Here is a 25,641-nt window from a genome sequence, read left to right as displayed (position 1 = left end):
TTATTTTCCTAATGAATTTTCTGAAATTACTTCTACACCTTTTATAGTCCACGGTTTGTCAACATATATCTGTTCAACATTTCTACCACCCACATACACCCCTCCTTGATTAGCAACGGGACCTTTATAAATTGTAGTCCCTTTAGGTATTCTTATCGCGTATACAGATTCGATAGGTGATGACCCTGTCAAAGCACCACTGTTATCAATCCATTGAGGTTTAACTGCTAAATCGATTCGTACTTGAGCAATTGACTTAACAGGTTTTTCAGTAAACCATTGACCCAACGCGTTTTTCCCACCACCACCTTTTCCAGCCCTATACAACACTATATCTTTATCTAAAATAATAGAGTTGTATTTACCACCTGAGAAATTCAGCGCTGGATTATCTTTTGGAATATTAGATACTTGTGATAATGGACCTGGATTCTCTACCATATTAAACTGGTAATTCTGATTCGTTCCTATTCCTTTTGCAGTCGCTTTAGCAGCAGCTCCTTTAGCAATACTATTTTTTGCAATATTCGTAACAGTTTTAGCAGCTCCATATCCTAAGAGTGCATAATCCTCAGGATATATCGGCGTTATAGCACCAGAACCTACATTAGCTACTTGACTTGCCGCTGCTTTAGTTTGTGACTCTAATGCAGTTCCTAAGTTTCTTCTTGGATCGTTACTTCTTGAAGAAGTACCGCCGTTTGGCGGTGAAGGTGGGTAGGTATTTGTCAGTAAGGTATTATAATTATACTGATTGTTATCAGATCTTAAAAATCCTATATCATTACCTTTGTTATCAGTAATCCTATTCCCTTTGTTATCTTTTAAGTAAACTGAGCTATTGCTTCTTGCCATCTCATCGATAACATCTTCAGCTTTCTTGTAGTCTGCAAGGTACGCGTTTCCAAGTGAGGCACCTAGTTGACTTGAAGCACTGATACCATTTCTTATACCTTGCTCATACTGATTATATTTTTTATTACCTTGAGCATCTACCTCTGCGTAGGCAGCGCCATAAAGCAAGTTCAACCAGTATTCTTCTGAACCCTTGTTTCCTTTTGCTAATAACTTCGCACGTGCTTTTAGCGCGTTAATTTCACTCGGATGCAGCTGTCTATTGTTCGCATCCACATTAGTCGCCGTCACCGTACTTGCCGTGTCAAGTCCAGAAGCACTACCTGCGCCTAGTAGCGCAAGACTCACCACACCGCTTGCCGTCCCTTTAGCGATACTTTCACTCATACCGCTTGTAATCAGTGACTCTGCTATCTTATCTTGCAAGTTATTAAGCGTTGGAGCAGCGGCAGCTACGCCACCTGTCGTTAATGCACCCTCGACACTACCTGTACCTAATGCACCAAGCGCCGTATGAGCAGCGACACGATAGATTCCGCCTTCATCCCATTTGGCAATAGCTTCATTTTTCTCCGCATTACTAAGCGTAGTGTCAGCTATGATCGCTTTGATTCGATTATTGGCAAAGTCCCCAACGGCCTTCGGTGCTTCCTTGCCAAACTCCTGCGTAATCTGCGTCTGCGCCCCAAGCTCCTCATTGACTCGACCAGCATCAAAGCTATTCTCAAGGATGCCTGCGTACTCTGCGCGGTTGTCTGTCGTGATGTCTTGACTGCCTGCAATACCTGTAATACCAGCGCGCGTCACACTGCTGTCACTGTCGCTATCTGTGCCATAGCCTAAACCATTCATACTGGCTTGCGGTTTATTATCGGTTTGACCGATGCTGAGTCCTGCTTGAATAGCATCACCGTCATAGCTGGTTGTATTATTAATATCTTGCGTGTCTATACCGTCTGCACTGGTGTAACGGTTACGTCCTGCGTCACGAGCGGCTTCGGTGGTGGTAATCGCTCCGCCTATGAGCGTTGTTTTTCCTTTAGCAGTGAGATCAAGACCACCATCGCCTGTGAAGATGCCTGACTGCTCACCAACCCCTTTATAGTATGCATTTAAGTCAGCCTTACCTCCATTGACGGATAGGCTAGAGCCTGCACCTTTTAAATCAAGGTCAGCACTAAAGCCCATGTTCTTTTGCTTGCTGTCATAGGTAGCGGTGTCTTGTAGCGACTCTATGTTGACATCGCCACCAATGGCGCCTTGGGCACGATTTGTATTAATCACGCCGCCTTTGATATTGACATCATTGCCGATATCAAAGGTGGTGGTGCCGCCAACGTTGATTTGGCTGTTGGCATAGGTGGTGCTATCGCTGTTGGCATAACCTTTGCCACGACTGGCGCTGGCAGTGATACCTGCACTAGTGTTTTGACCAAAGCTGGCATAACCCCCTATGGCGGTACTTGAGCTTTTATTATTACTACGCGTGTTGCTGTTCTGCGCGACACCATTAACGTTTAAGTTATTGTCCGCTTGGAACAGCGCGTCATTACTGACAGTTAGATTACTGCCATTGATGTTGATATTGCTATCTTTACCTGCTCCTGTGGCGATAAGCGCGAGGTTGTTGGTATCAATACTTGAGCCTTGGCTCTTCTCCGTATAGCTACTACTGTTTGATTGGCTCTTTTGACTACCGATAGTGGCTTGGATACGAGTGCTGCCCACTCCATTTTGAATACTACCAAGTGTTTCCTGTGCTTGCTCTGCAAGTGCTTGTGCTTTTAAAAGGCCGCTGATCGCTGCTATACCTTTCATACGTGTACTGCCTGTGTTACCAGCAGCCTCTTCTAGATCTCTAATAGCGTTGACATTATCCACTAAACTATTAGAAACAGAAACAGTCAGACCCGTCTGCTTAAACTTTTGCTCGCTTTGACTGGTAGTGACATTCATACTATTGTCAATATTAATGTCTTGCGCGCGTACCACTGCATTACCACGGTTGGCATCTTTGATATCTTTACCAGTGTCAGCGCCCATACCTGCGACAAGGTTGCTACCAGTCTGTTGATAGGTGTGCCCCGCGTCAATGATGACGTTGCCATCAATCGCACCTACTTTACTGGCGCTATGAGTAAGCGCCGTTTTGGCATCACTGTCATCGGTTTGTTGCTTACCGATGGTAAAGCCTAGACCGCCACTTGTGCCAAACAGTCCTGATTTTTTGGTTTGACTAAACGAGCTTTCACTAGAGGTATTTTCAGCCGCTAGAATGTTGACATCACGGCCTGCGGTGAGCTGGGTGCCGCGATCACTGATAGCGTTGACGGCTGTGAAGTTAATGTCTTGTCCCGCTTCCACGATGACTTTATCGCCTTCAATGTTACTGCTGATGGCGTTATCGCTTTGCATGTCATAGCGATCTTGAGTGGTGGTTTTACTTAAGAAACCCTTATCAGTGGTTTTCACCGCGGTACTGAGGTTCTGTTTGTTTCTTCCTTCCGTAAAATCGACATTGCCGTCAGCTAAAATACCAACCGTGCCATTAGCACTGGTTATTTGGCTGGCAACCCCTGTGATGTTTTTACCTGCTTTGAGGATAAGGTCATTTGTACCGCTAAGTTGACTGCCGATATCAGCAGACTCGCCTTGCTTAAAGTAGTTATTGGTATCACCAATGCTATTGGACTGGTAGCCCACGTTGACAGCATCAAGCTTAATATCGCCTTTGGTGTCAATGACACTACGGCCCCCTTGATTGTCAAAGCGTCCAGCAGCAAAGGTGGTGTCGCCATCGATATTGGCGACAAAAGTATTCAATGGGTTACCGTTGTCATCTACCTGATCTTTGAGACCATCACCGACATAGATACTGGCTATTTGGCTAATGCCAGTACGTGTACTGTTGCTAGCCCCTTTGACAGAACTGGTACTGTAGGTAAGGCTTTGATTGTTCAATTCACCACCCACATCGAGCTGCATGGCACTGTCTGCGCCGATAGTGGCACCAAGGTTGTTTAAGTCGTTAGCCGTGCCAACCTGGACGTAGTTACCTTTGATCAGACCGCCATTCGCATTGGTCAAGTTTTTTGCATTGATGTTGAGGCTTTGATGCCCAACAATATTGCCTTGGTTATTCAAGTCACCTGTCAGCTGCATATCAATACGGTTAGCCGCAATTAAATTGCCTGTACCATCAATTTGACCAACCGCTTGACGGGTATAGACTTTGGGAACGAGTACCTTTTGACTGCTACCATCAGCTAGGGTGACCTTTTGCGCCACTAACCAAACGATGTCGGTGGTCAATTTGGCGACTTGGTCATCAGTGAGCGCAATCCCTGGACGTAGGTTTAGCGTCTGCGCAGTGGTGATACCCGCATCCATAAGCCCTTGGTACTGCGCGTCTTGATTGCTGTAGTCTTCTAGGTAGTAGCGACCTGTCAGCATCATGATTTGATCACGGATATACTGCTGTTCATAGTAGCCATCGCCGAGGCGCTTTTGCGTGATATTAGGGTCCAGCTGTAGTCGATCTAGCATGTAGTCAGATGACAGCCAGTTTTTATAGTTGGCAAAGGCAGGATCGGTCTCAATGAGGTAATCGGCGCTGCTATCTGGATTGGTGCTATACAGGCTGCTGTTTGGTAGCGTTGGCGCGTCATTACTGCTACGGATTTCTTCCGTTGATACAGTAGCTCCTGTCGCCGTGTTGTCTGTTATATCAAAGGCGACAATAGTTTTGTCAATCGCTTGACTGAGTATCGGCAGCTCATAGGTTTCTCGCACCTCAGGGGCAGGAACATAGTCAATTTTAGATCCAGTATAGCCACGACTTTTTTTACTTCCCCAGCCGTGATATTCGACTTCCGAAAGTTGATAGTAGCCTTCTTTGGTCAGAACTTCTTGCCCTGTTTCATTGATATCGTTAAAGGTATCACCAATAATTTGATTGCCTTCACCAACGACTACACTACTTTTATCACTGGTAAGGTCGTCACCTGTCAGATACAGATTACCACCTGATAAAATTCTTGATGGATCTGAAGCAGTTACTTTGTCGCGATGGACACGCTCAGTATAGTCATAATCATAATAATCTTCGCCAAGCTTTTCGTCAGTTTCTTTTACATAATAGTCCCAGCTGCTTGAGCGTAGCTGATCTTCATCAAAAAACCGACCTTCATCATCTTTTTTGAATCGCCATTTCGACACTTCTTCTTCAGAAATAAGTTCTGAAACCTTCTCAAAATCCGCGTTCACATTATTGAGCGTGTCCGTCGTGATACTCATATCCCCTACCGATTCGATAGAAGCGCCTTTATTGGTGACGGTGGTCGCACGGCCTATGGCTTGATGCTCAGCATCTAAGCTACCACCAATATGTAGCTCGCCATTACTCAGTATTTTGGCCTGACCATTAAAGTCTGAGTTAAATTTGCCTGCGCGTGCCTGGTTGGGATCATTATTTAAGCTCACAACGCCAATATCAAGGCGAGTACGCGCAGCAATTACTGGTGCTGGGGCGGTTGTACTGGCAGTCATAACACCAGTCACAGCATCAGGGCTATTGTTCAGCGTCTTAGCTGATATGGCAATATGGTCACCAAAGATACGACCATTACTGTGGTTGTTGACACGATCTCCAGCTGTAAGATAGGTGTTTGCACCATTGATCAAACCGCTATTATCAATATCTTTTGCCGCATTAAGTGCTGTTGTGCCATTGCTGATCAGCTCAGCATCTTTTTGGTTACGGATATTTTGTGCGTTGATATTGAGCGCATTTTGTGCAGACAACGTATCTGAATTGGTAAAGTTACCTTGCGTCTTTATGGTCAGATTACCCGCTTGTATATCGCTATTAGTACTGTTGATAACAATATCATCAAAGACATCGATAGTGGCGCGCTCAACACCAATCATGGTGCCGCCCATATTGCGATAGCCTTTAGCAGCCACATTGAGGTTTTGATTGGTTTTTATATCACCTTTGTCATTAATAAGCATGCCATCGGTATCAATACTGAGATTGCCTTCGCTGCTGAGTAGCCCTTGCATGTTGTCTAGCGCTGTACTCTTGATACGAATACTGTCGTTGGACTGTACCTTGCCTTTGGTATTGTTAAACTGGCCCACTGCTTGCAAGTCAATTTTACCTGATGCCGCAATAATCCCGTTCTGATTGTCAATGCCATCAGCGGACTGGATACGGATACTGTTGGTCGCGGTAATCTGACCTTTGCTGTTATCAAAATTAGCCAATTGCCAATCAATTTGATCGAGTTGTAGACGACTGTCAGTATTAGAGGCGCTACCATTATCAGCGATATCAAGGGTGCTGACCGCTAAGCTAGATTTAGCTTGGTTAGCCACACTATCGGTTGCAACATTGATCTTACTATTGCTGTAGATACTGCCCGTATTGGTGAGATTATTTGCGTTGATACTACCATCACGCGTCACACTTGGTAATGGTGTCGGATTCGGCTCGGATGGCTGACTGTTATCATCAGTACCCACACTGCTGCCGTTGTTGGCAGTTGTCGGCGGGGTTTTAGAAGGCGGCATACTGGGCGGCGTGCTCGCGTCCGCATAGAGGTCTTGACCAATAATACCGCCTTGCTTATTGATTAGCTGAGAGTTATCAATGGCAAGCTTACCTGAGCCAGTTTGTAGCAGTGAGCCGCTGTTATTCAGCGTAGCAGATTTTATGTCGAAACTGCCTGCCGCAATCTCACCTGAGTTATTGATAGCGCCTGTTTGCTGTAGTTGTAACGTATCGCGGCTACTGATTACACCGCTGTTATTTAGGGTACTGCTATTCAGCGTAGCGGTCTCACGAGAACTTGCAATCGTCCCTGAATTATCAACATCAAAGCCTTTGGTGACGATGTTAACTTTACCTTGATTGGCAATCAGACTGCCCGAATTGATCAGATTGCCATTGTTATCGAGTTGCAGACCGCCAGCGCTTGCCACAATACTACCAGCATTGGTGACCCCCATACCTTTATCCGTACCGATCAGACGGATCTTCCCTGCATACATTGCCCCCAGTGCTGAGACATCCAATGCCACACCCGTGGTTTGGTTACTATTATTTGCAGCGTTCTTAGAGGTAATAACAGTATCTTTGGCATCCTCCTCATAGCTAACTTGATTGCTGCCTGTAATCACATCTAGATTTTTAGCGTAGACCCCAGCATTAATCTCGGTGGTCTTAGCGATAATCTGCGCATAATCACTACCCATGCTGTCCATACCATCGCCATCGATGCGAACCTTCCCACCTGTCACATCAAATCCGGTGAGCTTGCCTTGATCCATTAAGGCTTGACCCGTTGTTAGTGTGGTACGGGATGCATTGATAAAGCCGCAACCAGCACAGGTAATACCAGCAGGGTTGGCAATCACTAGCTCTGCTCGGCCACCTGCGATCTCGGTATAGCCGCTTAGTCGGCTCGGATCGCTTGAGTTGACCTCGTTTAGAATAACGCGAGCCTCACCGCGTGCTAGATACGGGTTACCCTCTACCCATCCTGCGAGCTGAGTCTGTGCATTTTTACGGCTGTTATTGAGAATGGCGCCATCTTGACCGACATCGAATTTACTAAAGACGTTTCGTGAGACCCCAGCTTTACTTGGCGTCTGAATATTGACTTGGGTTGTGCCATTGGATGATTTTAGTATGGTGGCTTGCTGAGCGGCAGCCGCGTTGCGATCAGCGACAATATTGGTGCTATCAGCATAGGCGTTATGACTGACACTACCAACCATGGTCGCAAGCCCTAGCGCTAGTAGCATATGCGCACGCAGGGGCATAAACCTGCCGCCTTGATAGTAGCCATTGATTTGAGCAGCCGTTTGCGAGCCGCCTGCAACTTGACTGACCGCACTGCCACCCTCGCTAGGGTTGCTTGTTTTACCTTGAGAGCGTGCGGCCTCTGACACCACCATGAGCATTCCTCGGGCTTTGTTAAAGATAACTCGGTAGCATTGAGCGTTCATGGTGATGTCCTTTGAGATAATTTTTTATACAAGAAGTTTGATAGTAAATATAATTTTGACAACGATAGGATTTAGTACTGCCACCCTAGGCTAAAGCCTGTGACCCATTCTTTATCGCTAAAATTGTCTGGCTGGGCTAATGGATAACCAGCAAATACGTCATAACTGGTTCTAAATGGGGTGACGTAGCCTTTGACGCCTACAACGCCGCCAACCAAATGATGACCGAGCAGCAAATCATCTTGCTCATCATTATCAAGCTTGACGTAACCTGCATCGACACCTACATAAACGGCATGGGGCTTATCACTAATATAAGCACTCAGCTCTTGTCTTAAGATGGCACCATGATCCCCGCTCAAGCTGCGCTCACCATCGAAACCGCGCACACTATAACGACCACCGATACTTAAGCGATCATTGGGCACCAGTGCCTCAGTTGCATACTGCCCGGTAAAAGAGCCATGGTAATTCAATGCTTGATTGGCAATTTGCATAGGATGATTTACATCAACCCCTACTTTTACGATACCCGCACGCGCACTGCCTTCATTAAATAACGCCTCAGGCGAGTCGATGGCGTCAAATGCACCCGTACCGCGTTGATACATCACATCGCCAATCCACTGGGTTTTACCAATGACCGTCTCGTAGCCTACCCCTGCTTGATAACCTGCTGTGCGGCGCTTTTGTACCTCAACCTCGGTATCATCAATAAAGTTGCTTTGCTGCTTGGCAAAGCCACCCGCTTTTAGATAGGTTTTGCTGTGATTATCACGGTGCACCAAATGGCTAACGAGCGCTTCGGTATTATAAGACTCGCCGCTATAGACGTAGTCTTGATTGACGCCAGCGACCGTTTGATCGTAGTTGTAGCCACTGTGGGTCAGTGTTAGTTGGGTATTATCAAACGGCAACACATAACCGATGTTGTAGCCCCAGCTACCATCACTCTTGTCATTACCACCATCAAGATCATGATTATAAGAGAGGTATAACAGATCGTTGTGCCACGTTGGGTTGTCGAGTGATAGCGTCACATTGCCTTGATAGACGCCTGTGCTGTCTTGACCTGAGTCATCTACCGTTGCCGATAGACGCCAGCGCTTGCCCTGCTGCCATTTGACTTGGATATCACTATAGCCAGGTGTTGTCATACGACTACTGGGTGCAATAGAGAAATCGGCGTCAGCGGTCGGCACGCGTTTAAAGTTCTCTAGCGCCTGCTCGATGTCGCGTACATTGAGCAGATCACCAGACTTCATTGGCATGGCAGGGGCAAAGTTGGCAGGGTTACCACTGTTATCGATATAGATAGGACGAGTAGATTGAACATCGGTGGCAACAATCTGATCAATACGACCAGGAATGAGGGTTAGGAATAGGTTGCTCGATTTAAGGTTCTGGTTTTCTACCAAGACGCGGGTGGTGACATAGCCTTTTTCAATAATGCGGTTTTGGACGTTGGTGACCAGCTGATTGATGTCATTGGCGGACAGGCAACTGCCTAGTAAAGAACCACTACCTGTCGTATAAGGCATCAGGGCAAAGGTGAACTTGTCGCTCAGCTCACCTGTTAGGTAAATATGATTGATGTCGAAACAAGCGGTTGAGGCGGGATCAGTACTCTGAGGGCTAGCTGATACAATAGGAGCTGAAGGTGCTTGTTGATAGGTGTCAGTATTTATATTGACATTGGGCTTAACCAATTGCTGCTGTTTTAACGCCTCACTACGCTGCTCTTGGTATTGTTCCGGTGTAATGGCATGAGCGCTCATAGTAACCAGAATGCTAGCCACACTAATTGATAAAGCACTCAACGCGTGATTTTTGATGCTCGCTTTTAAAATATCTGTATACATAAGTCCACCATTTTTATAATGGTGGATTATGCTACCGACTGATGTTCAATGCAAGCTGTTTTGTATTCATTAGCTCATTGTTTTTATATGATTTTTTAGAATAACCTTGTAACTATCCCCTAAAATAGCACAGCTCAAACGTAGAATTTCTTATAAAATACCCATAAGGATTTTTAATATGAGCAAACGAATGACTGAGACCCAAATCGTATCGATATTAAAAGAAGCAGAAGCTGGGATACCTGCTAAAGAGCTGTGTCGTAAATACGGGATTGCTAGCTCGACTTTTATAATGAGGAACGTTAAGAAACAGTCTGGGAGACTGTTTTAGTGACGCAAGACGAAGCGATAGCGAAGTTAGATCCAAGTATGGTGGTATGGAAGCGTCTGACGTCAAACGACTAAAAGAGCTTGAAGAAGAAAACCGTAGGCTTAAACAGATGTATGCTGATTTAAGCCTCAAAGCGCAAATGCAAGAAGATATCATAAAAAAGCTATAGCGCCTGTACCCGAGCGCAAAGTCTGGGCGCAAGAATTACAGGCGCAGTATGGTGTTAGTATTGCAGTGAGTTGTCAGGTGGTCTGTATGAGTCGAACCGCTTACTACTATAAGCCTAAGCTATCTGATGATAGTGAGATTATTGATGTCTTAAATGAGCTAACAGATAAGCACAATCGTTGGGGCTTCCCTAAGTGTTTTAAGCGTATACGCAAGCTTGGCTATTCATGGAATCATAAGCGAGTACACCGTGTTTATACCGCGTTAAACTTAAACCTACGCCGTAAGTCTAAAAGACGGCTACCAGCACGTAACCCCCAGCCGCTAAGTGTACCAAATACATTAGGTCATACTTGGTCTATGGACTTTATGAGCGATAAGCTGCATAACAATATTCGCTTTCGAACCTTTAATGTGATTGATGATTACAACCGTGAAGTACTCGGCATTGATATTGGTACCAGCATTCCATCACTCCGAGTAATTCGCTACCTTGACCAGCTAGCTGAGTGGCATGGCTATCCTAAGCAGATCCGTGTGGATAACGGCAGTGAGTTTACATCCAGCGTATTCACTGATTGGGCATCAGCTCATGGTGTCTATGTTGACTATATTGAGCCTGGCTGTCCTTATCAAAATGCTTATATTGAACGGTTTAATCGCAGTTACCGCAATGAGGTTTTAGACTGTTATCTTTTTAATAATTTAAACGAGGTTAGTAAGTTGACTGAAGACTGGATCAAGGTTTATAACAACGAAAGACCCCATGATTCACTTAATGATATGACACCTGCTGAGTACAGGCAGGTGGCTTAATTATTCTACGATGATGTTGTGTTAAGAATGGGGTATTTACAAACTGACTATATATCCAAATGAGCCATTTATTTAATTCACCTTATATTGACTAATGCGCTTCACAAGTCCGAAAATAGTATGAAATCGTGATCGGTGCGCTATACAGGAATCGAACTCTAAGCTGTATACTCAATATTTAGAGTGCTTTCAATAACTGTCTATTAACTTGTAGCGCACCTCAATATTTTTGAGAGCTCAGCAACTGATTTGAGAGAGTTGTACTATAAATAATAATGTCTATAAGACTAAATTACGATAATTTTTGTCTTCTAAACCATCTCGGCAGTTGTACATTGGTCGAATTTGTTAGCCCATTTAATAAAGCAACGAGCAAAATCAAAAAAACGCCTATATATTGAATACCTGATAACATTTGATGCAGGAGCAACACTGCCAAAAATATTGCGGTCAAAGGTTCAAAGATAGTAAATACTGACGCGCGTGTGGCTGGTAGTTTTTCTAATGCTTTCATATATAATGCAAAAGGTGCAATCGTACCTACCAAAGATAAGCCCAGTACATATATCCAGCTAATAACGGGAAGCTGTATCAGCTTATAATAAGTTGTATACGTGGTAGGAATGAACAATAATACAATGCCACTGAACAAAATTGACGTAAAAAAGACAAGTGGTGCAGAGTGTTTATGATGCATGGCGCGTTTACCAAGCACACCATATAAAGAGTAACAAACGCCAGAAAGCAGCCCAACGGCAACACCCAAATTCCCTTCAGTAGTGCCACCCATCGTAGTCATACCAACGCCAATCACTGCTACAATTGCTAACAATGCAGCTTTATAAGTAATTCGCTCATCTAATAATAGGTGCGAGAATATCAAGCTAAAGACTGGCGCCGTATAGAGTAATGCGACTGCTGTGCCTGCTCCCACATGAAGCACTGCAAATAAGTAGCAAACCGTCATACCCAGTACGCCAATTAGGGATTGTAGACCAAGCCCAAACCATTGACCGAGTGTTAGCCTACTTAATGGTTTCCAGATCTTAGGCAACATCGTTATAGCAATAATAGCTGCCGTTATGATACGCAATATCGTAATTTGCCAACTACTAAAACCTAATTGACTAAGATAAGTCGAAAATATACCAAGTGTGCCCCAACATATGGCCGCCATGACAATTTGTATGGTGCCAATCCATGGCTTGACATCAACCGCTATAGGTCTGGTTTTCAATACTTCCACGACTAGTCACCTCTATTATTGAACATAAAATGTTCGTAATATCATTGAGTAAATATAAAAATGGTACAAAATAACTGAGTGTTAATCAGCATTAGCTTATCTATACAACTCATACTTGCCAGCCTTACTGAATACGTAAACCGCTGAATTTATGACTATCAGTCAATAAACTCAGCGGTTAGTTTAGGCTCTGTTAAGTATTCATAAATATAAGTATCTATATCTAAGCGCTGACAGCTTCTTCTGATATGGCTTTGACTCTATTAGGAACCAATACACTAACGACCACGTAAGTGATGGCTGATGCAGCTGATCCGATAAGAGGTCCCTCTACCCAGCCGACAATACCTGATGTTAAGAGATAACTACTGCAAACAGCACCGACGATAATAGAGGCAATAGCAGCCATCGTTGAGCCTTTATAAAAGATAGTCACCAAAAGTACACCAGATAGAGCTGCCATTAAAGTACCGCTAGAGAATATGCCTAGATAGCTAAGCATCGCTTCAGGTAAGAAGAAAGTAGAAATGAAGGCGATAGCAGCCACAATAGCGACCCACAATCTATTCAGTTTCAATAGTTCAGCCTCAGTGCGAGGTTTATTGTCAAATATAGCCAAACGCAAATCATGTGAGGCAGCAGTTGATAAGGTATGCAAGATAGAGTTTGCCGTAGACTTCATAGCAAAAAGAATAAACAAAGTGATCACACTACCCACCACACTTGGAATAGCATTGGCTAAATACCAAGGCATTGCTTCATCGGGATTGATCAGACCTGGGTTTTTGATACGAACATATAAGCCAACGATAGGGACCAAACTCAAAACACACCCTAGAATGGCCGTATAAAAGCCTGTTTTGGCAATACTAATATTAGATTTCATCGCCAAAAAACGTACTGACATATAAGGCAATGCAGTACTAAAAATAAGCGCATAGACAAATACTAGAAAAACAGAAGCTTTGGCATTACCATATGGGTTAGAACTCTCTGGATTGACCAGGTTTGGATCTATCGCATTAAGCTGCGTCATCATATCTGCTAACGGAATGTCAGTGAACACCTGAACCACTATATAAATGGCAGCAGTGGCCATCCCAATCACCATAAAAGTATCAGTCCAAGCAACAGCGAGCAATCCGCCTGCCATGGTATAAATAGTAATAATCACCAATAAAAGCGCAGAAGCCAGAAGAGGTGAAATGCCGAGCCAGCTACTACCCAACATACCAAGCGCTCTAATCTGAGCCGTCAAAAATACGGTCAAAAATATAATCATGCCCAAAGACGTGATAATACGCAAAGTGCGAGCAGATATTGAATTTCGCTCATTACAGTGCAAGTTGACAATAAATTCAGGAATGGTACTACTACCCATCTTCATGGCTCTATTACGCAAATAGACCGCAAAGAATAATACGGCGACGACCATGGCTGGTGCAAAAAAGAAATTACCTAAAAGCTCAATCGTCCCGTATTGGTATGCGGCACCAGGTGAACCCATAAAGCCCCAACCACTAAACCCAGTCGCCACGACAGTACCTGCTATAACAAAAGGCCCTAATGAGCGACCGGCTACTAAAAAACCACTTTCCTCATCTGCTGACATGACTTTTGACGCTTTACTAGCCAATACAATGAGAAGTGCAATTGCTGCTAACAATATCATCCAATTAATAAACATGTCGATTCCTCGTATCGTTTACTACATTACTTGTTATGACGCTCTACGAAGAAATAACTCACTGCCAGTAATAGCGTCAGTACATTAATGGTCAAAAACCAAAATAACGTCCAGCTGTTAAGAAACAGGTCCATAATGTTATTTCCTTAATAAGTAAAATGTGAAAATAATTGCATTGTGCGAGGCGCATCATCATCTATATTGGCGGGCTTAAAATAAGAAACTTATTCATGTTAGCCCACTCAATATAGACAGTATTGATTGATGACACTCCCCTACATTAACGACCGATAATATTATGCTCAGGGCCGTACTTAAAGCCTGTGATATTATCAGCGCCCGTCTCATTGATGACTAAAATGTCATGCTCTCGATAACCGCCAGCACCCGGCATGCCCTCTGGAATCATAATCATCGGCTCCATAGAGATGACCATACCTGGCTCAAGCACTGTTTCAATATCTTCACGTAGCTCAAGTCCTGCCTCGCGTCCATAATAATGGCTGAGCACACCAAAAGAATGTCCATAACCAAAGCTGCGTTTTTCTAATAAGTCGTATTTTGCATAAATTTTATTCAGCTCATGTGCGATATCGCAGCAGCGCACGCCAGGTTTTATAAGCTCAAGACCTGCTTCATGCACTTCACAATTTATCTGCCAGTAGCGTAGTGAATCTGCATCACATTTATCCAAGAACAATGTGCGTTCAAGCGCGGTATAGTAGCCTGCTATCATAGAAAAACAGTTAAGACTCAATATATCACCCGACTGGACACGACGATTGGTTACTGGATTGTGGGCACCATCCGTATTAATACCTGACTGAAACCATGTCCATGTATCCATGAGTTCTACTTGACCAAACTGCTCCCCAATAGCCTTCACCATCGCTTGTGTAGATGCCAAGGCAACTTCGTATTCGGGCACGCCATCATAAACAGCCTGTACCAATGCCGCCCCACCAATATCACAGACCTGAGCGCCCTTTGTTATTAGCGCTATCTCTTCAGAGGACTTAACCATTCTCATGGTCATACATGCTAGGCTAATATCAACAAACTCTACATTGGGTAAAATAGCTTTGAGCTTAGCAAAGCGATCCATTGGTAAATGATCAAACTCAATACCTACACGGCCGTGATGAGGAATTTGTTGAGCAATGGCTTTGAAATAGTTATCACGCTGCCAATCAGTGTAAACAATATTATTGTCGCCCACAGTACGCCGCCAAGGCTGTCCACCATCGATATTAGCAGAGATTGACACGACTTCTTTTGAAGTAACGACTAGTCCATAAGGTCGCCCAAAAGAGCAATATATAAAGTCAGAGTAGTAATTGATGTTATGTATCGAGGTGAAAAGCGCCGCCACAATGCCATGATTATCTAAATACTCACGAAGTTTCTCATGACGATTTGCATATTCTTGATGACTAAAAGTCGGTTGCACTTTCTGGCCGTTTTTAATTTCGATTAGACTTGGGAGATGCAGATTATCTAATGAGCCATCTAAAGAGGTTAGGTTTAATGAATTCATCAATTCTCGAGAAAAATCTGTAGAAGATAACGTGCTAGTAAGGTCTTTTAGTGCTGTCATGGAACGTCTCCAAAGTAGGTAATAATTAACTGAGAACACGTTCGATAATAGAGGTAAAATTCATAAGGTATTTTTTCATAAGCGACATTTTATGTTTATAATCGGACATATAGACAAACAACTTAACATTAGCCAGAATTTTAGGTATGTTCTGAAGGCGACAAAAAATGACTCAGATAACGGAAAAGATGATAGACAAGCCTAGGCGTATTGGGTTTCTACTGATTAATGGCTTTACCATGCTCGCGTTCAGCAATATCATTGAGCCACTTCGAATGGCGAATTATGTGAGCGAGCAACTCTTATACTCGTGGGTGGTGGCAGGGTTCGATGACAATAAAACCAGTAGTAGTAACGGTATTAAGTTAAGTCATACTGCACCACTCGACTACTTATTAACCTGCGACTTGGTATTTGTATGCGGAGGACACCAAACAGATTACTTGGAATCTAGTAAGCTCATTACCTTAATTCAGCGATTGGCAGTACGGGATATTGCACTTGGCGGTTTGTGTACAGGAGCGCTAGCATTGGCTGCTGCGGGCTTACTTGAGCAGCAAGCAGCCTCATTGCATTGGGAGAACATCAGCGTAGCCCAAGAAAGCTATCCAGGTGTTATTTTTAATGACCAAATATTTACAATAGCACCGCAGCTATATTCTTGTTCAGGTGGAGCTTGCGCATTGGATATGACTTTACATATCATCAATAAGCATCATGGTCATCATATCGTTTCCAAGATACAAGACATGTTTATTATCACCTCTATATGTGAGCCTACTTACGTACAGCATATGCCCAAGCCAAAAATACTGAGCAGTAGCTATACCAATGTAATAGATGCTATTGCATTGATGAAAACCAATCTTGAAGAGCCTTTAAGCGTTAAGGATATTGCCCATCATCTTGGATTATCAAGTAGACAATTACAGCGCATATTTAACAAAAATTTTAGTTGTTCACCGCAACAGTATTACGTGCGATTGCGCCTTGAACACGCCAAATATATTCTTAAACATACTACGCTGCCTATTAGCCAAATCGTATTAGCAAGCGGCTTTATCGATAACAGTGCATTCTCTAGCGCCTTCAAAAAAAACTATGGCATGACACCAAGCCATTACAGGCAAGAGAATCAGCTGATATAACCTATTTTTTATTGACGCAGTACTAGGATGGCTTAACGGTATTCTTTGACTACCCTAAAGACATCAGAAAATCACTTTATGATTATGTTTGATGATCGTGTTAGTAAGCCTTTAATCTAAATGGCAGTTACACAGAATCTAGGATAAAACCTCCAAATTAAAAAAGCCATAAAAGTCATTGCTCCTATGGCTTTACTATTTTTCATATATTGAAACTTAGACTTAGCTTTTGAACTATGCTAAAACAATTGGCTTAATCCTATACCGTTAGATGCTTTGATAAACACATGATCATTATCTCTTATAAATTCAGGTAGCTGATTAGTCAGGGCTTTAGTATCTTGAAAATGATAAGACTTTATATTAGCTTCGTTAAGCTTATTACTTAATACTTTACTCTGCTTACCAACTAAAATTACAGTTCTAAAATTCATTTTTTTGATGATTGGCATTAGCTCTAAATGATGTTTGCCACTATCACTGCCAAGCTCTAACATATCACCCAAAATCAATACTCTATTCTGAGCAGGTGTTTGTGACTGCTCAAAGGTTTCAAGCGCAGCACGCATTGATAATGGGTTAGCATTATAAGCTTCATCATAAAGTGTAATTGACTTCTCATGATAAGTCATTTCAAGCACCGCACCTCGTCCAGACATTGCTTCAAAGGTCCCCAACCTAGAAATTGCCTTACTAATAGACAGGCTATAATGATTAACTACCGCTAAGATAGCCATTGCATTTAGTATCATGTGCTTACCACGGGCTCTTAGATTGATTGTATAAGTCTTACCATCAATAGCTATCTGGGCGTGCGCGTCTTCTTGAGTATAGCTTAGCAGCTTAATTATAGCTTCATCATGTTCACCATAGTTAATGATATGAATACCCCAAGTATTTGCAAGGCTCTCTATTAAATCGTATTGCTCGATATCTCGGCAAACCACTGCTAAAGAGCCTGGAACCATACCTTCAAAGATGCGAGATTTTTTTAGGGCAATATTTTCAACATTATTATGGTATTCAAGATGAGCTGGTGCAATGTTAGTAATTATTGCTACATTAGGACGCACTAAATTAGTATTGGCAGACATAGATCCAATAGCCATCTCTAACACCCAGTAATCCATAGATTGAGGCATACAAGCCAAATTCCAGGCAATTCCTACAGGCAGGTTCGCACTAGACTGAGTGTAGCCGGCGCCTCCAAAAACGTTTAAAGTATGGGCTAGCATATTGACTGTTGTGGTCTTACCTGCACTACCTGTGATACCAATTATTTGACCGTTAAAAGCCTGCCGAGTATAACGACCAATATCAATAGTCGCTTGACGGACATTTGGCACTTGTAATACAGGCACACCCATATTTCTATAGGCTAAGACATCATCGGTAACAATCGCAGAAGCACCTTTTTTTACTAAAGACTCAATGGTTACTTTAGATAAATAACCTGCTTCTATCATTTTACTTCGAGCAACTATGATATGGCCTGATTCAAAACTTGGCGCCCAAATACAGAGACCTGTGGCAGACCAATCTGTTTTTGGTTCTACTAGCCACCTTCCTGTAGTTGCTGTTATAAGCGCATTAGCTGTTAAAACAGACTGCTCTGAATATTGAGGGTTGAATTCTGATTGTTGTTTCGCTGCATTCTCTGTGTTAATTATTTTATTAATAGAAGGATAGTGTTTAGTCGCTACTTTTGGGTAATCTACAGCTTTCAAAAGATTAAAATAAGCAATCAACCCCGACAAATAATGCTCGACATCGTCAATCCGTACTCTAAACGAGTGATGACGAATAAAGAAACCATGCAAGATAGTTTGCGGCAATTTATAAAACATCGCCATCTCTGGAAAGAAGAAACCATTTATTAAATGATTGGCACGGGCATGCAGAGCCTGATAAAACTCTTGAACATCGAAACCCTCTAATACATCATGAAACTCTGGGTGATCATCTAACTTCAAGAGCATATTATGGAACGCCATTGCTAACTCAAGCAGTGTCGGAAAAGTAGTAATGCGATTTTTGATAAAGTCTATGTAGCCTTTTATGTTATTGACTGCGAACTGAAAATATTTCTTTTCGGGTTTATAAATGATCAGCTCGTTTGAGCAGTAAGACAACCAATGATCGTGTGCTGTATAGTGTTTAGCATCGATAAAATAATCAAAAGCGCGGGTAACGCAGTTCAGCCAGCGCTCATCTTGAGTCAAGCCATATAAACGCATCATCGCAAATGCTGCTTCGCCATCATAATAAATAATACGGTACTTAGCTTTTAGCGTTAAATCCTTACTATGTAAAACATGCACAAAGCCACCATCGTCTTGTTGCATAGCAACAATGCCTATCGCTAACCTATTTGCCAAAGCATGGTAGTCATCTGCTAATGGAGTATCTACAAATACCTGTAAGTATTTCACTAGCGCTAGGATTGCGACGGCATTAGCACCCAGCTTAATCTCTCCACCCGTATCTACTACGTAAGCTTTATCATCATAGTTTTGAATAAGCTGATGGGTCAGATATTCCATAGCTTTATCAATATCACTTTGCATCTGACTCAGACTTAATTTAGAAGGCGTTGCCGATGACGTATATAAGTCTTTATCAGATTTGTTCTGTATTGAACTATTAAAATCACGGCAGGCCTCGTAACCTTCTATCAGTGAATATGTGCTACTCGCATGACGCAAGCTATTATAAGTATCAATCGTGCGGCCGAAACAAGGAAAATGACCATACACATACTGACCAGAAGGCTGTATTTGTCTCGCCAGATAGTTCGTTGACTGCTCAATTATGGGCTGAATTGTCGCTACTGATAGTGGCAACATAGAACGATGACCTTTGAAGCGCGGCTGTATATCAAGATTACGGTACTCACCTGTCTCTATATCTATAAATGTCCCTGCCGTATTGAAGGTTATTACTGGCAAGTCATCGTTAAAGATAGGTATTTGGCTACTGCCATGACGTGCTCTAAAGTAGGTATTGAGATTATTGCTATTTACCTTGGCGTGAGTGATCGTATTGCCAGCATAGAGGCAAGCGTTAGCATTCAACTCCATCTCAGTCAGTAGCAACCAAGGCTCACGCACGCCTACAAAAGCAATACCTGAGCGATAGTAGTTTCTTTTAAAGCTTTTGAGGCTTTGCTGAAAATCTACCCAATTCGTTAATGATGCTTGATTGAGCCATTCAAATCTTAACCAAGCGATGGGGGCGTCAAACTTTGAAGATAATTTGGCAATCTGAGCTATTATTAAAGGTAGAATTTTTTCAAAATCAGCGAAGCTTATGATGCTATCTGCTTCATTGATCTTTACCAGATCATCAACAACAAAGGTCGCCGTTCTAGCTTTTTTATAACCGTCAGATACAGATAGAACAAAAGTGCTAGGTAAAGTGTCAGTAACCACAGTTGTTATATTATTCTTATTATTTATTTGGGTGAGGTGGGTTTGTACCCAGTTAGTATAAATAGCAGAGAAATTATCTTTTAAATGATTAATTAAGCTATCAAATTTGGTATGTTCATCCATGTCACTATCACCCTCTATAATTTTTACCCTGCGATGTTTTTAATAACTTCTGAAATAGAATCACTATCCGAGTGTTATTACCCTGAGTCACGAGTCTCTAGAATTAGAGACTCGGTATTAAGCTTCTGCTATCAAAACAGCAATGAATAATAGCGTCTTTCGATACTTTAACGCTCACCCAACCCTTCAGATAACGTTTTAGTAATTGGCTTGGTCAGATAAGACAATACCGTACGCTCCATCGCTTTGATATCGATAGAAGCTGTCATACCAGGCTTGATAACGATTTCTTTACTGCCCTTTTCAAACTCAGCTCCTGTGATCACGATTAACACCCTATAATAAGGTTCTTCCCCTTTAGGCGTTTGCTCCATGAGCGTATCTGGACTGATATAGTTAACAGTACCTCTCATAGCACCAAAGATGGAATAGTCATAGGCATCCAGCTTGACAGTAGCATCTTGACCTTCTTTGACATAAGCGATATCACCAGGCTTGATTTTAGCCTCGACAATTAGATCACTACTAGTGGGCAAAATTTGCATGATAATTTCGCCAGGTTTAACGACACCACCAATAGTGGTTACGTTGATATTATTTATCTTGCCTGCTGTCGGTGCCATTAAACGCTTTTCTGCTAATACTTGCGCTCGATCACGCAGCTGCTCGACCTCAGTATCTAGCTCTTCCTGAGTTTTTGTCATCTCAGCTTGGGCCTCTTCAAAGTACTTATTCTTTTTATTGTTAATTTGTGCTTCAATATCAGCGACCTGACGATTGAGCTTAATTACATCAGCCTGGCTAACATCACCGTACTCTAATAATGGCTCATTCATGTTTAGCTCTCTTTGTGCTAATACCAACATTTTTTCAAGAGAGGATACATCTTCATTGATAGCTTGCTGGCGACGATTATAAAGCGCTTTTTGGTTCTGGATATAATCCGGATATCCTTTTATATCATCAGGGAAAACCAAAGGCTGCTCAAATATTTCAGCATTTAATCGTGACAATCTAGCTTTTAATGCAGCGGTCTTGGAGGCTGAATTATCGAGAGCGGCCTGAGCACGCTCCTCCTCTAAAACCACCAATAGCTGACCTTTTACAACATCTTGACCTTCTACCACAGCAAGCTGCGTCAATACACCACCTTCTGATGCTTGAATCTCCTGCGTACGCGCACTAGCAATTACCGTCGCTTTAGCACGCGTAACCTGATCAATTTTGGCAAATGACGCCCATATGACCAACAGTATAATGCCAATGAGCCCAATCCAAATACTGAGTCTTGAACGGTCAACTGTGGGTGTGGTTGGTTGATATCTAAATTCTGCCATACCTATTTACCTTGCTCGTCTGCTGATGATTTGGTGATGCTAGGCTTGTTAGGCTCAGGTGCTGTGACTGATATCTGCTGATGACTCTTGTTTACCGCATTAACTTTTGGCTGGTTTGATGCTTTATCTTTTTTGGTAAGCTCAGCGAGTACCGCTTGTTTTGGACCGTCAATAATGATGCGTTGGTTATCCATGATGATCACCCTATCAACCAACTCTAATAATGCAGTCTTATGCGTTGAGACAATCAATGTCTGTCCAGTAGTTAGCTCATTACGTAGTACTTGTATGCAGCGCTGTTCTTGCCTATTATCCATTGAGGCGGTAGGCTCATCTAGCAAAAAAACATCAGGTTTAGTGAGTAGCAATCTAGTAAAGGCTACTAATTGCTTTTGACCGCCTGATAATCCTTTACCACCTTCACTAATCGGTAAATCTAGACCACTTGAATGGCTTGATACTAAATTGATGAGACCTGTTTTATTGAGCACTTCTTGTAGAGCATCGTCACTAGGTGCTGGCATACCAATTAATAGGTTTTCTCTTAGTGTTCCTTGGAACAGTCGATGATCTTGTTGCAGATACCCTAGACGCTCACTTAATGTTTCGCGGCTAATTTGATGAATATCTAAGCCATCTAATAACACATGTCCTTTAGTCGGAGCATAGAGACCGGCCAAGACTTTTAGTAACGTTGACTTACCAGAGCCGATAGGTCCTAAAATAGCAATGCGCTCACCCGAACGAATTGCCAGTTTCTTTACATCAATGGCCGGTCTATCATTATCTTTGTAGTTAAACACTAGGTTTTCGCATTGATAATCACCCTTAATATGAGTGGGTGATAGCGGATAAGTAACATCGTGATTGTCTTGTTCTAACGCAAACAATGTCTCAATATTTATCTTGGCAGCTTTAGCATGCGCATACTGCACCAGTAGGCCTGGCAATGCCATGACTGGAGCAAGTACTCGACCACCAAGAATCGAGCAGGCAATCAAGCCACCCATTGTCATATCCCCTCTCATCACAACAAAGGCCCCAACAATCACGATACCCACGTAGCTGACCTGCTGTAACATCTGAGTAAAGTAGGTAAGATTGTCATTAGCATGCTTCATGTTCAGATCATTTTTGATCGTTATGGACATCACATCCAGCCAACGCGATAAGAACTTCCAGCTCCCTGCACCAGCTTTAATAGTCTCAACCCCTTCTACTGCTTCAACCAATAAACCTGTCTTATAATAAGAGGCAGAAGCCCCTTCAGCAGCAATGACATCGATACGCTTACGAGCCAAAAGGCCCATAGTGATAGCTATCACCGCAGCGACGATAGGTACTGCTGACACTAAAGGTGAGCCAATAAATGCAATTAAGCTAAGAAAAATAATGGTCATCGGTAAATCGACAAGGCCAAACAAGGTACTGGCTGTAAAAAAGCTACGTACTTGTTCATAACCGCGCAATTGTGCTGCCATAGAGCCCACTGAACCTGGCATCTGATCTATGCGTACTTTTAGTAGGCGCTGAAAGACTTCTCGGGATAAATATTGATCCAGCCCAACTACTACTTTATCCATGATTCTTGAACGCGCAAATTTCATAAACGCTTCGAATATGATTATCAAAAACACACCGCTTGCAAGGATAATCAAAGTGCTTTCACTGCTCGTCGGTATGACACGATCATAAACTTGCATAGAAAATAGCGATACAGCAAGCGCCAGCATATTAATTAAGAAGCTAGCGATAATAGCCTCTCCGAGAATACCTTTATAATTACTCAAATCTGATTTGAGTAGATCGTTAAACGAGGTTTTCCGTAGCTTGACATACTCATCAGTTAAACGAATACGCAATACCAAATTTAACTCATCGGTGTGGCTTAAAGTGTGACTTTTTTCTTGGCGGAAATTCCATGTACCCTGTGGGGTCTGGCTATCAATAACACCCCAACCGATATCACTTCTATAAGCCAATAGTGGTAAAAATGCAGCATCAGGTTGCTCTAAAATTTTAGGCATATCTTTTATGCCAATACCATTTAATACCGCAATTACTCCACCTAATTCGTGAATACTCTGACCTTGCCTAGCTGGCATACTGCTGTGACGCTCAACGACATCGTGCAATCTAATATTATCTATCGGATAGCCTTGCTGACTAAGCAGATGCTTTAAAGCATCCGTCAGCGTTTGTATCATCTCATTCTCTTTTTCTTGCTGACGAGCGTCCGTAGCTATAGCGATGTCTATAGTTGAAGGGCTTGATACTTGCATAGGTATAGAAGGTAGATTTTCACTCATAAGAATCACTTATTAACTATTTGAGAGTAACCAAAACGTGTTGTCGCTATTTTTTATTAACGGGTCTATGTTTACTTTATTTTGTTGGGCTACATACTTTTTTCTGTATGAACTTACTCAACGATGGGCGTAATATTATAGTTGTCATCAAGCATAATAAACTCACCCTTATTTAGTCTGTATTCTTCTGATTCCGGCAGTCTAATCTCTACATAGTCATCTTCTACTGCTGTTGTATAGCCAAAATTCTGACTTTGCTCGCTTTGTATTGATGAGCTTTGAGAGTCTTTACTCTTTATAGATTTATTTTGTTTGTTGAGCCACTTCTTCACCGGATCTAATGGGCGGAATAAAGTAACCGACTGACGATTGCCACTAAAGTTTTGCCATTGCATGACACCAAAATCAACTTGCAATCCATAAAACGCCTCTAATAAGGTAGCACGTGTTTGTACCAGCTGCACTTTATAATCACTGAGCTCACGAACCGCATTAAGTACTTCAATCCATGACTTGCGACCAGCAATAAATTGACGCTCATAGGAACTGACTACAATCTCAGCTCCCGCTACAGCCGCTACTAACGACGTCTCGCGATCACGGGCACCAACAAACTGTTGGTACTGTACTTGAATGTCTTCAATCACATTACGCTGTGCTGCCTCCTGATCTTGTATCAAACTATCAACCTGTGCTTCTGAGGCGCGTGCTAGTGCTAGATTCGAAAACCCAGCACCCGGATCATAGCTTAGTCCTATAGAAAACTTACCCTCATTACTGCTATCAGCATGATAGTAGGCCTGTTCATACTGTGCATACACGGTAGGATACTTAGATGCCTGCTGCGCCTTTACGTCTTGTTTCGCTGACTCAACCTGAAAATACTGTTTGGTAACCGTTGGATTATAAAAACTGACTGGATTAAAGGCCATTTGCTCAAAGTTGGTTGATTGCTGTTTGGCTTGATTAGCTAAAATTTTAATATCAGGCATACTGTTATCAATGTTTTGTCCAAACTTTTCACCAACGATCTGCTCAAGTCTAGCGGCCGATATACGCTGCTGCTCAACTTGAGCTTGATAAGCAGTTTGTTCTTGTAAGATACGATTTGTAACTAAATCGAGTTCAATACGTGCAGAAACACCTTGCTTGACTCGGCGTTGCATTGACGCTTCAAAGTCATTGAGCTGCTTGAGCGTTTCAATATGAATATCCTGCTGTGCTACCGCTTGCACATAAGCCTTCCATGCTTCAATAGTAACCTTGGCGGCGACGTTTTGCTGCTCATAAATAAACTCAACTGCTGCTTTATCATCAAATAGCGCCTGATTGACATTCGCCGTCAGTTTACCGCCTGTCCATAAAGGTTGACGCAAGGTAATTTGCGATACAAAATCATTGTCATTGTCATATCCTGAGGAGATACTAGGTGTGGGCAGCAAGCTTAGCTTAGCCGCATTGATGCCTTCAGTGGTCGCTTGTTGACGCGCGCGGGCCGATCCTACTATCGGATGCGTTTGAATAGCTTGCCTAATCAAACCATCAATCTGGATATCATTGATTACTGCATGAGTGGACATAGTCAACGACATACCTACTAGCACTAGCGTCACGCTTTTAGATAATGATAGACGGCAGGATACTTTTTTTTGCTTCAGTAGTTTTTTCATATTAGATTTCAGAATTGAGCCTTATGAGTACGTATTTAGATTGCCAT

General features: G+C 42.6%; 10 protein-coding genes and 1 pseudogene. 2 read left to right on the top strand and 9 right to left on the bottom strand.

What is annotated here, in order from left to right; all coding sequences use genetic code 11:
- The gene (locus PSBA01_RS09330; protein WP_186474071.1) at positions 1–7,869 is read right to left on the bottom strand and encodes a hemagglutinin repeat-containing protein; all 7,869 of its coding nucleotides are present in this window, start codon (positions 7,867–7,869) and stop codon (positions 1–3) included.
- Positions 7,870–7,940: 71 nt separating this feature from the next.
- Positions 7,941–9,731 (bottom strand): ShlB/FhaC/HecB family hemolysin secretion/activation protein, encoded by a 1,791-nt coding sequence (locus PSBA01_RS09325; RefSeq protein WP_186474069.1) that lies wholly within the window; start codon positions 9,729–9,731, stop codon positions 7,941–7,943.
- A 178-nt stretch (positions 9,732–9,909) separates the two neighbouring features.
- Between PSBA01_RS09325 and PSBA01_RS09320 the strand changes: the two are divergent.
- A pseudogene (locus PSBA01_RS09320) lies at positions 9,910–11,046 on the top strand (IS3 family transposase).
- Positions 11,047–11,338: 292 nt separating this feature from the next.
- Here the strand turns inward: PSBA01_RS09320 and PSBA01_RS09315 are convergent.
- The 3 genes from PSBA01_RS09315 to PSBA01_RS09305 all read right to left on the bottom strand — a co-directional run bounded on the left by PSBA01_RS09315 (position 11,339) and on the right by PSBA01_RS09305 (position 15,516).
- On the bottom strand, positions 11,339–12,292 hold the full coding sequence (locus PSBA01_RS09315; protein WP_227511605.1) for a DMT family transporter: 954 nt from the start codon (positions 12,290–12,292) through the stop codon (positions 11,339–11,341).
- A gap of 223 nt (positions 12,293–12,515) precedes the next feature.
- Positions 12,516–13,979, bottom strand: a complete 1,464-nt coding sequence (locus tag PSBA01_RS09310) for a sodium:solute symporter family protein (protein WP_186474067.1) — start codon at positions 13,977–13,979, stop codon at positions 12,516–12,518.
- 280 nt (positions 13,980–14,259) lie between these two features.
- Positions 14,260–15,516: a M24 family metallopeptidase gene (locus tag PSBA01_RS09305; RefSeq protein ID WP_180952642.1), complete on the bottom strand. Its 1,257-nt coding sequence runs from the start codon at positions 15,514–15,516 to the stop codon at positions 14,260–14,262.
- 227 nt (positions 15,517–15,743) lie between these two features.
- Between PSBA01_RS09305 and PSBA01_RS09300 the strand changes: the two genes are divergently transcribed.
- A complete protein-coding gene (locus PSBA01_RS09300; protein WP_186474065.1) occupies positions 15,744–16,724 on the top strand; it encodes a GlxA family transcriptional regulator in 981 nt (326 codons plus the stop codon).
- 239 nt (positions 16,725–16,963) lie between these two features.
- On the opposite strand, the gene PSBA01_RS09295 is transcribed toward PSBA01_RS09300, so the two are convergent.
- From PSBA01_RS09295 to PSBA01_RS09280, 4 genes are all read right to left on the bottom strand, one after another.
- Positions 16,964–20,278, bottom strand: coding sequence for a UDP-N-acetylmuramoyl-tripeptide--D-alanyl-D-alanine ligase (locus tag PSBA01_RS09295; RefSeq protein ID WP_186474063.1), 3,315 nt, complete (start codon positions 20,276–20,278; stop codon positions 16,964–16,966).
- A 167-nt stretch (positions 20,279–20,445) separates the two neighbouring features.
- Positions 20,446–21,615, bottom strand: coding sequence for an HlyD family efflux transporter periplasmic adaptor subunit (locus PSBA01_RS09290; RefSeq protein ID WP_186474062.1), 1,170 nt, complete (start codon positions 21,613–21,615; stop codon positions 20,446–20,448).
- 2 nt (positions 21,616–21,617) lie between these two features.
- On the bottom strand, positions 21,618–23,924 hold the full coding sequence (locus PSBA01_RS09285) for a type I secretion system permease/ATPase (RefSeq protein WP_228724553.1): 2,307 nt from the start codon (positions 23,922–23,924) through the stop codon (positions 21,618–21,620).
- Between the two features lie 113 nt (positions 23,925–24,037).
- Positions 24,038–25,504, bottom strand: a complete 1,467-nt coding sequence (locus tag PSBA01_RS09280; protein ID WP_186474061.1) for a TolC family protein — start codon at positions 25,502–25,504, stop codon at positions 24,038–24,040.
- Positions 25,505–25,641: the final 137 nt, after the last annotated feature.

Origin of the sequence: Psychrobacter sp. KCTC 72983, assembly GCF_014280455.1 — a bacterium.
In the GTDB taxonomy this organism is placed as follows: Bacteria; Pseudomonadota; Gammaproteobacteria; order Pseudomonadales; family Moraxellaceae; genus Psychrobacter; species Psychrobacter pacificensis.
This window is presented reverse-complemented; position numbering and strand designations above follow the sequence as displayed.

Coding starts and splice junctions, on each gene's coding strand:
- PSBA01_RS09330 (WP_186474071.1), bottom strand. CDS start 7,869: ATGAACGCTCAATGCTACCGAGTTATCTTTAACAAAGCCCGAGGAATG.
- PSBA01_RS09325 (WP_186474069.1), bottom strand. CDS start 9,731: ATGTATACAGATATTTTAAAAGCGAGCATCAAAAATCACGCGTTGAGT.
- PSBA01_RS09310 (WP_186474067.1), bottom strand. CDS start 13,979: ATGTTTATTAATTGGATGATATTGTTAGCAGCAATTGCACTTCTCATT.
- PSBA01_RS09305 (WP_180952642.1), bottom strand. CDS start 15,516: ATGAATTCATTAAACCTAACCTCTTTAGATGGCTCATTAGATAATCTG.
- PSBA01_RS09300 (WP_186474065.1), top strand. CDS start 15,744: ATGACTCAGATAACGGAAAAGATGATAGACAAGCCTAGGCGTATTGGG.
- PSBA01_RS09295 (WP_186474063.1), bottom strand. CDS start 20,278: ATGGATGAACATACCAAATTTGATAGCTTAATTAATCATTTAAAAGAT.
- PSBA01_RS09290 (WP_186474062.1), bottom strand. CDS start 21,615: ATGGCAGAATTTAGATATCAACCAACCACACCCACAGTTGACCGTTCA.
- PSBA01_RS09285 (WP_228724553.1), bottom strand. CDS start 23,924: ATGAGTGAAAATCTACCTTCTATACCTATGCAAGTATCAAGCCCTTCA.
- PSBA01_RS09280 (WP_186474061.1), bottom strand. CDS start 25,504: ATGTCCACTCATGCAGTAATCAATGATATCCAGATTGATGGTTTGATT.